This window comes from Actinoplanes sp. L3-i22 (genome assembly GCF_019704555.1).
Classification (GTDB): Bacteria; Actinomycetota; Actinomycetes; order Mycobacteriales; family Micromonosporaceae; genus Actinoplanes.
On the sequence record NZ_AP024745.1, the window covers coordinates 191963 to 203680 of the forward strand.

Annotated in this window: 9 protein-coding genes; 5 read left to right on the forward strand and 4 right to left on the reverse strand. The window is 70.0% G+C overall.

Features of this window, described 5'->3' with window-relative positions; all coding sequences use genetic code 11:
* The 3 genes from L3i22_RS00905 to L3i22_RS00915 are packed head-to-tail and all read right to left on the reverse strand — an operon-like array spanning position 1 to position 3274.
* Positions 1 to 615 (reverse strand): dihydrofolate reductase family protein, encoded by a 615-nt coding sequence (locus L3i22_RS00905; protein ID WP_221325110.1) that lies wholly within the window; start codon positions 613 to 615, stop codon positions 1 to 3.
* A gap of 44 nt (positions 616 to 659) precedes the next feature.
* The gene (locus tag L3i22_RS00910) at positions 660 to 1223 is read right to left on the reverse strand and encodes a dihydrofolate reductase family protein (protein WP_221325111.1); all 564 of its coding nucleotides are present in this window, start codon (positions 1221 to 1223) and stop codon (positions 660 to 662) included.
* A gap of 11 nt (positions 1224 to 1234) precedes the next feature.
* Positions 1235 to 3274 (reverse strand): SpoIIE family protein phosphatase, encoded by a 2040-nt coding sequence (locus L3i22_RS00915; RefSeq protein WP_221325112.1) that lies wholly within the window; start codon positions 3272 to 3274, stop codon positions 1235 to 1237.
* A gap of 113 nt (positions 3275 to 3387) precedes the next feature.
* On the opposite strand from L3i22_RS00915, the gene L3i22_RS00920 reads away from it, so the two are divergent.
* From L3i22_RS00920 to L3i22_RS00940, 5 genes are all read left to right on the forward strand, one after another.
* The gene (locus L3i22_RS00920; RefSeq protein ID WP_221325113.1) at positions 3388 to 7776 is read left to right on the forward strand and encodes a HAMP domain-containing protein; all 4389 of its coding nucleotides are present in this window, start codon (positions 3388 to 3390) and stop codon (positions 7774 to 7776) included.
* Positions 7777 to 7824: 48 nt separating this feature from the next.
* Complete coding sequence (locus L3i22_RS00925) at positions 7825 to 8373, forward strand: two-component system response regulator (protein WP_221325114.1); 549 nt, start codon at positions 7825 to 7827, stop codon at positions 8371 to 8373.
* A gap of 96 nt (positions 8374 to 8469) precedes the next feature.
* A complete protein-coding gene (locus L3i22_RS00930; protein ID WP_221325115.1) occupies positions 8470 to 9966 on the forward strand; it encodes a pectate lyase in 1497 nt (498 codons plus the stop codon).
* Positions 9967 to 10027: 61 nt separating this feature from the next.
* Positions 10028 to 10531 carry a SigE family RNA polymerase sigma factor gene (locus L3i22_RS00935; RefSeq protein ID WP_221325116.1) on the forward strand — a complete coding sequence of 168 codons (504 nt, stop codon included), beginning with the start codon at positions 10028 to 10030 and terminating at the stop codon, positions 10529 to 10531.
* A complete protein-coding gene (locus tag L3i22_RS00940) occupies positions 10528 to 11280 on the forward strand; it encodes a hypothetical protein (protein WP_221325117.1) in 753 nt (250 codons plus the stop codon). Before L3i22_RS00935 ends, L3i22_RS00940 begins: the two co-directional genes overlap by 4 nt.
* A 94-nt stretch (positions 11281 to 11374) precedes the next feature.
* On the opposite strand, the gene L3i22_RS00945 is transcribed toward L3i22_RS00940, so the two are convergent.
* On the reverse strand, positions 11375 to 11701 hold the full coding sequence (locus tag L3i22_RS00945; protein ID WP_221325118.1) for an STAS domain-containing protein: 327 nt from the start codon (positions 11699 to 11701) through the stop codon (positions 11375 to 11377).
* Positions 11702 to 11718 lie beyond the last annotated feature (17 nt).

An 11718-nucleotide genomic window follows, 5' to 3' on the forward strand; every position in this document is an offset into this window, starting at 1 on the left:
TCAGAAGTGGGCGGGGAGCAGCGTCGCGGTCTCGGCGGCCAGGTGGCGGCCCAGCCGGGCGACGTCGCCGACGGCGTAGGTGAGGTAGGCGAACTGGCCCACCTCGCGGACGCCGGTCAGGATCAGCTCGTCGACGCCGAGCTTGTGGCGCAGCATCGGGGTGCCCCGGCCGAGCACGGCCGGCGCGATGCCCAGGATGATCTCGTCGAGCAGGCCCTGCGCGGCGAACTGGGCGACCAGGTCGCCGCCGCCGGCCAGCCAGACGTTCTTGCCCTGGGCCGCGACCAGCATCGCCTCGTGCACCCGGCGGACGTCACCGCTGATCATGAACACGTTGGCGTCCGGGACCGGCGGCAGGTCGCGGTGCGTGAAGACCCAGCAGGGCACGTCACCGTACATGTCGTGCCAGTTCTCCGGCTCTTCCAGGAGATTGTCGTTCTTGAGCACCCACTCGTAGGTGGTGGCGCCCATGGCGAACGCCCCGACGCCGGCGAAGAACTCGCCGAAGGGGTTCTCGGTGCCCTCGTCGACCTCGAAGAGCCAGTCCAGCGAGTTCGTGTCGTCGGCGATGTAGCCGTCGATGCTGGTGGCGGTGTAGTACTGCGTCTTCGCCATGCCAACACCATGCCACGGCATCGCCGACAAAAAGGGCAGATCGATCAGGAGGTCGGTGGGCCGACCTCGTACCTCAGGTTGGCGAACTGGCCGAGCCTGGTCACCGAGGTCAGGGTGAGGCGCTTCGAGTCCAGCCGGCGGGGCAGGACCGGGGCGCCGGCGCCCAGCGTGGCCGGGGCCACGCCGAGGATCAGCTCGTCGAGCAGGCCCGCGTCGGCGAACGCGCCGACCAGCTCGCCACCGCCGACCAGCCACACGTTCCGGCCGGCGGCGGCGGTGACCATGTCGCGGTGGACGGGGGCGACTTCACCCCGTACAAAAGTCAGGTTTGCTCCTGGAATGCGCGGCAGCTCACGGTGCGTGAAGATCCAGGCCGGGGTGTCGCCGTAAGGCGACAGCCATTTCTCCGGCTCCTCGACCGCGTTCTCGTGGGCCAGCACCCACTCGTAGGTGGTGGCGCCCATCGCGAACGCGCCGACCCCGGCGAAGAACTCGCCGAACGGGTTCGCGTCGCCGCCGTCATCGACCTGGAAGAGCCAGTCCAGCGAGTTGTCCTGGTCGGCGATGTAACCGTCGATCGTGGTCGCGGTGTAGTACTGGGTCTTCATCCCACCCCACCTCAGGCGTCGTTGCGCAGCACCAGGATCGCAATGTCGTCCCGCGGCTCCTCGACCGAGAAGTTGATCGTGGTCGAGCGCAGTCGCGCGGCCATCGCGTCGGCCGGATAGCCGGCCAGCGGCGCGGCGGCCTCCCGCAGCCGGGTCGAGCCGAACAGCTCCCGCCCGCGGCGCCGCTCGGTCACCCCGTCGGTGTAGAAGATCAGCGAGTCGCCCGAGCCGAGGGTGATCTCGACGTTCGGCGAGGTGATCGTCTCCAGCAGACCGAGCGCGGTGCCGCCCTCGCCGACGTACGTCGTCTTCCCGTCCCCCCGCACCAGCACCGCCCGATCGTGCCCGGCCAGGTGCAGGCAGACCCGGAGGCTCGCGTCCACCTGGCGGGTCACCGAGGCCATCGCGAGCGTGCAGTACCGCCCGCCACCGCGCTGGACCAGCGTGCGGTTGACCCGGTGCAGGATCTCGCCGAGCGACTTCCCGTCGTCGACCAGGATCCGGATCACGTCCCGGACCAGGCCGGTCACGGTGGCCGCCTGGACGCCCTTGCCGGAGACGTCACCGACCACGACCAGCCAGCGGTCCTCGCCGAACGGCATCACGTCGTAGAAGTCGCCGCCCACCTCGGAGCCGGTCGGCACGTACTCCGCGGCGAAGCCGATGCCCTCGACGTGCGGCAACGCCGGCGGCAGCAGCGAGGCCTGCAGCGTCCGCGCGACCGTGCGCCGCTCGTCGTGGATGCGTGCGTTGTCGATGGCCAGCGCCGCGCGGCGGGCCACGTCCTCCAGCACGGCCACCTCGTCGGCGTCGTGCCGGTGCTTGGCGTGCCGCCCGACGGCCAGCGTGCCGAGCCGGGCGCCGCGCGCCACCAGCGGCACCGCGAAGCCCTCCAGCGGCGCCCCGAACATCACCTGGGTGCCCAGCCGGGACGCCTCCTCCAGCCTGGCCAGTATCGACTCCGGGCCGGACTCGGCGAGCGTGGCGTGCAGGGTGGCCAGCGCGGACTCCTCCGCGTGGGTGGCCGCGGCCAGCTGCAGCCGGCCCCAGTTGTCGGTGGTGTGCACCGCGCACCACTGGCCCAGCCGGGGCACCACCAGCTGCGGGATCAGCGCCATCGTGAGGTTCACGTCGAGGGACTGGGCGAGCAACTCGCTGGCCTCGGAGAGGAACGTGATCCAGGTGGCCCGGCGGACGTCGGCGCGGCGCAGCCGGTCGTTCTCCAGGTGCAGCGAGAAGCGCTCGGCGACCATCACCGCGAGGGACTGGGCGTAACCGACCGGGGCGGCGTCCAGCTCCAGCTCACCCGAGTACGGCCGGTGCACGGACAGTGGGACCCGGATGGTGTCGGCGTTGTCGCGCGGGGCCCGGCCGTACCGCGCCAGCAGCTGCCGGCCCATGCCGTCGCCGCGGTCGACCCGCAGCACCCCGCCGGCCGCCCCGGTCAGCCGGGCCAGCCGGGAGAGCAGGTCGGCCGCCAGGTCGGTGATCCCCTCGTCGGTCTGCCGGTCGGAGCCGCTGCGCAGCAGCCCGGTCAGCGCGCCGAGGCTGGGCGTGTCGGCCGGCGCCGGGATCCGGGACGGGTCGTCGCCGCCCGGGTCGTGATGGTCCAGGTGGAACCAGACACCCTTGCCGTCACCCTCGTGGACGGTGCCCCACCGGCTGGCGAAGTGGTCGACCAGCAGCAGGCCGCGGCCGCGCTCGGCCACCTCACCGATGTCCGGGCTCTCGTTCTTCGGCCCGACGGCGAGCTGCTCGACCGGGCCCGGCGCGAAGTCGGTGACGGTCACGGTCAGCCCGGTGGTGTCCGCGGTGACCTCGATGTCCAGATCCGTGTTGGCATGCACGACCGCATTGGTGGACAGTTCGGTGGTCAGCAGCAGTGCCTCGTTGAGCAGGCCGTCCAGCCCGCTCTCCTCGAGCACCGAGCGAACCAGGGCGCGCGCCGCCGCGGGTGTGCGGCGATCATTGGGCAGCCGGGCCCGGCGCACGAGCGTGCCAGGCGTCGCTCCCGACGGGATGCTCGTCCTGGTTCCTACCTCGGCTGGCACAGCATGCATCCTCTCCCGTGGGTGGGTGTATGCACAAAGTCGTCTCTCGCATTGACCCGGTCGAGCGAGAGAGGATAGGAACCCCCGGCAGTTGCACAGCGAGTGAGGACAGCATGACTGCGGCCAAAGAAGCCAGCGTCGGCGGGCCCGACGAGACCGTTCTGCTCAGCGAGCTCACGGACGCGCTCCGACGGGTTCGCCGCGGCGATCTCAAGGTCCGGCTGCCTCGTCGCGGTGGCGCCGCCGGGGCCGTGGCCGAGGCCTTCAACGAGGTCATCTCGCTGCAGGAACGGCAGAACCTCGACCTGAAACGGATCAGCCGGATCGTCGGCCGCGAGGGCCGGCTCACCGAGCGCCTGGACGAGGAGGGCCTGGACGGCTCCTGGGCGGACAGTGTCCGCTCGATCAACTCGCTGATCGACGATCTGGGCCGGCCGACCACGGAGATCTCCCGGGTGGTCGGCGCGGTGGCCGAGGGTGACCTCTCCCAGCACATGGCGCTGGAGATGGACGGTCGCCCCCTGCGGGGTGAATTCTTGCGGATCGGCCGGACCGTGAACACGATGGTCGATCAGCTCTCCTCGTTCGCCGACGAGGTGACCCGGGTGGCCCGCGAGGTCGGCACCGAGGGCGAGCTGGGTGGTCAGGCCGATGTCCGGGGCGTCGCCGGCACCTGGAAGGACCTCACCGACTCGGTGAACACGATGGCCTCCAACCTGACCCACCAGGTGCGCTCGATCTCCCAGGTGGCGACCGCGATGGCCCGCGGCGACCTGTCGCAGAAGATCACCGTCTCGGCCCGCGGCGAGGTCGCCGAGCTGGCCGACACGATGAACGGGCTGACCGACACCCTGCGCCTCTTCGCCGAGCAGGTGACCCGGGTGGCCCGCGAGGTCGGCACCGAGGGCAAGCTGGGCGGCCAGGCCGAGGTGCCGAACGTGGCCGGCACCTGGAAGGACCTCACCGACTCGGTGAACTCGATGGCGTCCAACCTGACCAGCCAGGTGCGGAACATCGCGCAGGTCTCCACGGCGGTCGCCAAGGGCGACCTGTCGCAGAAGATCACGGTGGCCGCGCAGGGCGAGATCCTCGAGCTCAAGGACACCGTCAACACGATGGTCGACCAGCTCTCGTCGTTCGCCGACGAGGTGACGCGGGTGGCGCGCGAGGTCGGCACGGAAGGCCGCTTGGGCGGCCAAGCCCAGGTCAGAGGCGTTTCCGGTACGTGGCGGGACCTCACCGAAAACGTGAACCAACTCGCCGCGAACCTCACCGCGCAGGTCCGGAACATCTCCCAGGTCTCCACCGCGGTCGCCAAGGGCGACCTGTCGCAGAAGATCACGGTCGACGCCCGCGGCGAGATCCTGGAGCTGAAGAACACCGTCAACACGATGGTCGACCAGCTCTCGTCGTTCGCCGACGAGGTCACGCGGGTGGCGCGCGAGGTCGGCTCGGAGGGCAAACTCGGCGGACAAGCCCAGGTCAAAGGCGTTTCCGGAACGTGGCGTGACCTCACCGACAACGTCAACTACATGGCCTCGAACCTGACCAGTCAGGTGCGGAACATCGCGTCGGTCACCACGGCCGTCGCCAAGGGTGACCTGGGCCAGAAGATCACGGTCGACGCCCGCGGCGAGATCCTCGAGCTGAAGTCCACTGTCAACACGATGGTCGACCAGCTGTCGTCGTTCGCCGACGAGGTGACCCGGGTGGCCCGCGAGGTCGGCACCGAGGGCAAGCTCGGCGGCCAGGCGCAGGTCCGGGGCGTGGCCGGCACGTGGCGCGACCTGACCGACAACGTCAACTCGATGGCGTCCAACCTGACGAGTCAGGTGCGGAACATCGCGCAGGTCTCCACCGCGGTCGCCCGGGGCGACCTGTCGCAGAAGATCACGGTCGACGCGCAGGGCGAGATCCTCGAGCTCAAGTCCACTGTCAACACGATGGTCGACCAGCTGTCGTCGTTCGCCGACGAGGTCACCCGGGTGGCCCGCGAGGTCGGCTCGGAGGGCAAGCTCGGCGGCCAGGCGCAGGTGCGCGGGGTGGCCGGCACGTGGCGCGACCTGACCGACAACGTCAACTACATGGCCTCGAACCTGACCGCCCAGGTGCGGAACATCGCGTCGGTCACCACGGCCGTCGCGAAGGGTGACCTGGGTCAGAAGATCACGGTCGACGCCCGCGGCGAGATCCTGGAGCTGAAGAACACCGTCAACACGATGGTCGACCAGCTGTCGTCGTTCGCCGACGAGGTGACCCGAGTCGCGCGCGAGGTCGGCTCGGAGGGCAAACTCGGCGGACAAGCCCAGGTCAAGGGCGTTTCCGGTACGTGGCGAGACCTCACCGACAACGTGAACCAGCTCGCCTCGACGCTGACCATCCAGCTGCGCGCGATCGCCGAGGTCTCCACCGCCGTGACCCGCGGTGACCTGACGCAGAGCGTGGCCGTCGAGGCCCAGGGCGAGGTCGCCGAGCTGAAGGACAACATCAACCAGATGATCGTGACCCTCCGCGACACCACCAAGACGAACGCGGAGCAGGGCTGGCTCGACTCGAACCTGGCCCGGATCGGTGGCCTGCTGCAGGGCCAGCGGGACGTCGGCGAGGTCTGCCGGATGATCATGACCGAGGTGACCCCGCTGGTGGACGCGCAGCTCGGCGCGTTCTTCCTGGTCGACAACGAGGAAGCGGTGATGCGCCTGCGGCTCGCCGCGGCGTACGGCTACGTCGCCCGCGACCACGAGGTGACGTTCGGCCCGGGTGAGGGCCTGGTCGGGCAGGCCGCGGTGTCGCGCCGCACGATCCGGGTCCGGGCCACCCACGACGGCATCCTGACCATGCGCTCGGGGTTGCTCGCGATGCCGCCGAACGACCTGGTGGTGCTGCCGGTCCTGTTCGAGGGCGAGATGCTCGGCGTGATCGAGTTCGCGTCGGTGGCCGCCTTCAACGGCTTGCACCTGACGTTCCTGGAGCGGCTGGTCGCGACGATCGGGGTCGCGCTCAACACGATCCAGGCGAACCGGCGTACCGAGGAGCTGCTGACCCAGTCGCAGCGCCTGGCCCGGGAGATGCAGGACCAGTCGGCCGAGCTGCAGCGCACCAACGCCGAGCTGGAGGACAAGGCCAAGCTGCTGAGCGAGCAGAAGGCCAACATCGAGCTGAAGAACCGGGAGATCGAGCTGGCCCGGCTCGGCCTGGAGGAGAAGGCGCAGCAGCTGTCCCGGGCGAACACGTACAAGTCCGAGTTCCTCGCCAACATGAGCCACGAGCTGCGGACCCCGCTGAACTCGCTGCTGCTGCTGGCCCGGCTGCTGGCCGACAACACGGATCGGAACCTGACCGAGAAGCAGATCGAGTTCGCCCGGACCATCCACAGTGCCGGCTCCGACCTGTTGTCGCTGATCGACGACATCCTGGACCTGTCGAAGATCGAGGCCGGCCGGATGGACGTCGAGCCGGACGTGGTCGACTTCGACGGCATCCGCAGCTACGTCGAGCAGGCGTTCTCCCCGCAGGCCGAGGACAAGGGCCTGCAGTTCGAGGTCGAGCTGGCACCGGACCTGCCCGACTCGATCGTCACCGACCCGCAGCGGCTCCAGCAGATCCTGCGCAACCTGCTCTCCAACGCGGTCAAGTTCACCGACTACGGCTCGGTGACGCTGAGCATCTTCGCCGCCTCGCGGGACACCGACCTGGACGTACCGTCGCTGGTCTCGTCCCAGCAGATGGTCGGGTTCGCGGTGCGGGACACCGGCATCGGCATCTCGGACGAGAAGCTGGCGATCATCTTCGAGCCGTTCCAGCAGGCCGACGGCACGACCACCCGGAAGTACGGCGGCACCGGCCTGGGCCTGTCGATCAGCCGCGAGTTCGCCTCGCTGCTCGGCGGCACCATCACGGTCCGTTCGGTGGCCGGCGAGGGGTCGACGTTCACGCTCTACATGCCGGAGGCGCTGAGCCCCGACGCGATCCCGATGCCGGCGCTGCCCGCGGCGCCGGCCAAGGCGATCTCGGTACGGCCGATCGCCTCGCTGGACATGCCGTTGATCGACCGGACGCCGCGCCAGGAGGAGCCGGTCGCGGTGAACCCGGCCGGCCGCCAGCTGGACGGCGCCACGGTGCTGATCGTCGACGACGACGTCCGCAACGTGTTCGCCCTGACCAGCGCCCTGGAGATGCACGGGCTGAACGTTCTGTACTCGGACAACGGGGTGGACGGCGTCCGCATCCTGAACGAGCACCCGGAGGTCGACATCGTGCTGATGGACGCGATGATGCCCGACCAGGACGGCTACGAGACCACGCGGGGAATCCGTCGCAATCAGCGTTTCCGGGACCTACCGGTAGTGTTCCTGACGGCGAAGGCGATGCCGGGTGACCGGGAGTCGGCCCTCGCCGCCGGCGCGAGCGACTACATCACCAAGCCGGTCGATCTGGACGAGCTGATCGAGATGATGGCGCGCTGGGTGAACGCGGAGACCACGGAACCGGAACGCGGCTGAGATCGTCTATCGGACGGGAGCCCGGCGGAAGGAACGAGGTGAGCACGCGTGGGTGAGCGCGCCAAGGCACTGCTGGTCGACGACCGGCGGGACAACCTGCTGGCCCTGGAGGCGATCCTGCAGGGCCTGCCGGTGACCCCGGTCGCCGTCGAAAGCGGGGAGGCCGCGCTCAAACAGCTGCTCACCGACGACTTCGCGGTGATCCTGCTGGACGCGCACATGCCCAACATGGACGGTTTCGAGACGGCCAGCCACATCAAGCGCCGGGAACGGACCAGGCACGTGCCGATCCTGTTCCTGACCGCCGCCGATCGGGACGCCCAGCTCGCCCTGCGGGGTTACGCGGTGGGCGCGGTGGACTACCTGACGAAGCCGTTCGACCCGTGGGTGCTGCGCGCCAAGGTCTCCATATTCGTCGAGCTCTGGACGAAGAATCAGCAGCTCAAGGCGCAGAACGAGGCGACCCGCGAGCGGGACTCGCAGTGGACCCGGCTGGTCGAGACGGTCGACGAGGCGGCCCGGGTGCTGCGGGCCGGCGGGCCGGAGGCGGCCACCGAGGCGCTGGCCCTGTTGGAGAAGGCCCGCTGGGGTAGCTGACCGCTCCTGCATGTGACCTGGGTCACAAGAGGCAACGAAGTTGATCGCCCGCGCCACAAGCGGTCGAAGCCTCTTCCCCCAGGAGCTAGGAGCAACATGCGGCACGCACACCCCGACGACGCCACGGCCTCGAGCCGGCGCCGTCGCCGGATGGTCTTGGGTCTCGGCGCGGCCGGCGCCACCGGTGCGGTCACCGCGCTCGTGGCGGTCCTCGTGCCCAACGCCTCGGCCAGCACGATGTTCAGCGACGACTTCGAGAACGGCGCGAACGGCTGGTCCAAGTCCGGCGGCACCTGGGCGGTGGTGACCGACGGATCGAAGGTGTACTCCCAGTCCAAGGCGGACAGTGAGCTCGCCCGGGTTTTCGCCGGCGAGACCTCCTGGAGCGACTACTCGGTGCAGGCCAAGGTCAAGGGCGTCAGCCTGGGCAGCGCCGGACTGGCCGGCATCGCGGCCCGGGCCAGCAGCTCCTCGACGATGTACCGGCTGGCCGTGCTCGGCACCGGCAAGGCCGAGCTGCAGGCGGTCAAGGGCAGCGTGGTGTCGGTGCTCGGCTCGGCCTCGATCAGCAGCGCGACCACCTGGCACACGCTGCGGATCGACGCGTCGGGAACCACGATCAAAGGCTTCCTCGACGGTACGGCGATCGGCAGCGCGACCGGCACGCTGGCCGCGAAGGGCCGGATCGGCCTGGTCACCGCGAAGGGCTCGGCCGAGTTCGACGACGTGACGGTGAACCCGGTGGGCACCGCGACGGCCACGGCGACCGCGACCGCCACGGCAACCGCGACCGCCACGGCAACCGCGACCGCCACGGCGACCGCGACCGCCACCAAGACGGCCACGGCGACCGCCACCGCGACCGCCACGAAGACCGCCACGGCGACCCCGACCACGACGACGAGCGCGACGGCCGCCTGGCCGACCGCGACCGGGTCGAAGGCGGTCACCGCCACCATCGCGGTCAAGACCAGCCTGGACGGCGGCAACGTCCGCTACTTCGGCAGCGGCGACCTCGGCACCGACTCGCAGGACGAGGACCAGGGCCCGCTGTTCGAGCTGGCCGACGGCGCCACCCTGTCGAACGTGATCCTCGGTGACCCGGCCGCCGACGGCGTGCACTGCCTCGGCTCCTGCACGCTGACCAACGTCTGGTGGGAGAACGTCGGCGAGGACGCCGCGACGTTCAAGGGCGGCACCTCGGCCGTCTACACCGTGAACGGCGGCGGGGCCAAGGGCGCCGACGACAAGGTCTTCCAGCACAACGGCGGCGGCACGCTGACCATCAAGAACTTCCAGGTCAGCGACTACGGCAAGCTGTACCGCTCGTGCGGCAACTGCAAGACCCAGTACAAGCGCTCGGTCGTGGTGCAGAACGTGGTCGCCACCGGCAAGGCCAAGGCGCTGGTCGGCATCAACACCAACTTCGGCGACACCGCGACGTTGTCCGGCATCACCGTGGTCGGCGACAGCAGCCTGGACATCTGCGCCAAGTTCAAGGGCAACGACACCGGCGCCGAGCCGACCGAGATCGGGTCCGGCGCGGACGGCGTGAACTGCAAGTTCTCGGATTCCGACATCACCTTCAAGTGATGTCCGGTGGCCGCCGGATGCCAGTCCGGCGGCCACACCCCCGATCCCCTGAAGGGTCCCGATGCGCGACGCCGCCTATCACGTGTACTTCGAGAGTCACTACGACTCGTTGTCGCGGCTGGCGTACCTGATGATCGGGGACGCCTCGGCCGCCGACGACCTCGCGGCGGATGCGATGACCGAGGTGTGGCGGCATTGGGAGCGCGTGCAGTCGGCGGACGACCCCGCCGCGTACGGGCATGGGATCTTGATGAATCTGGCCCGGAACTGGATCCGCAGACGCAGCCGGGAGCGCCTGTTCTCGCTGGAGGTCCTGAAACGGGCGCCGGAGTCGGACGTCCCGGCGGTCCTGGACGTCCGGCGGGCGCTGGCGAAACTGCCACACCGGCGGCGGGCCTGCGTGGTCCTGCGGTACGCGTTCGACATGTCCGAGCGTGAGGTCGCCACCACCCTCGGGATCTCCGAGGGCGCGGTGAAGAGCGCGACCTCGCGCGGAGCGAAGCAATTGGCCGAGATGCTCGGTGGAAGTCTGGCCCGGATCAACGGATGGGAGGCGGCGGCGTGATGCTCACCGACGACGAGCTGCGCGCGTTGCTGCGCACCGAGGCGGGGGCCCACCAGCCCGACCGCCTCGCGATCCTGAGCCGGGTTACCCAGACCGCGATGCGGAACGAGGCGGCGCGACGGCGCGCGCCCCGGGTCCGGATCGCCGGAGCGGCGGCGGCTGTTGCCGCCGTCATCGGGGGCGGCGGTTTCGCCCAGTGGGCATTGGCCGGGGGAACGGGATCCAACCGGCCGACTCCGCCGCCCCCACCCGTCGTCACGGCCTCGGTAGCGCCGGCGGTCACCGCGAGTGCCGCGCCCAGGCCGAGCACGACGACGAAGAGTCACCGGCCCAGCCCGCCCGCCTCGCCGTCGGCGTCCGTCGCGGCCCAGTCGCCGCTGTGGGCCGACGGCTCGGTCGACGTGGGCGGCAAGACGCAGGCCAGCAGCGTGGTGACGATCAAGGCGAGCGAGCCGCTGACCGCGCTCCAGGTGACCATCCGGGTCGCGAAGACGCCCGAGCTGGTCGGCCGGGGCGGCAGTCAGCAGGTACCCGGCGCGAGCGTGAACAGCAGCGTCACCGACGAGAACGGCGCGCTGGTCTACCGCTTCACGCTGTCGTCCGGGGACACGCTGGAGCCGGGGACGTACACGTTCTTCGCGCGGTACACGTACGCCGAGGGCGGCCGGGACGCCGGAGCCGACACCTACGCCGTGGCCGCGACCAGCGGATCCGGCGCCGCGCTGACGGTCAGCGGCACCTTCGACTGAGGCGTTGTCCACAGGCGACGCGATGTCCGATCGGGCACCCAGGTTGCTGTGGCAGCATCGCGGTATGCCCCAAGCGGAGACGCACGGACCTCGGTCAGGGCGTGGTGATCATGAGGGCTGACCGCAGGCCGGTGATGTCCAGCACCCGCATCAGGAAGTCACCCACGTTGGCCAGCGCCAGCACGGTCTGGTTGTGCTGCGCCTTGCGGCTGAGCACGACCAGGGTGCCCAGGCCCTGCGAGTCACAGAACGTGACACCGGCCATGTCGAGAACGATGCGCCCGGGCGGCTCAGCAGCCAACACATCATTGACGAGGGTGGACAGCTCGGTGACGGTGAGCACGTCGATCTCCCCGGCGAGCAACATGGTCACCTCGTCCGGGGCGGTCTGAACCGTGATGGACAGCTCGGCTCGCTCCACGCGGCCAGCCTATCCTC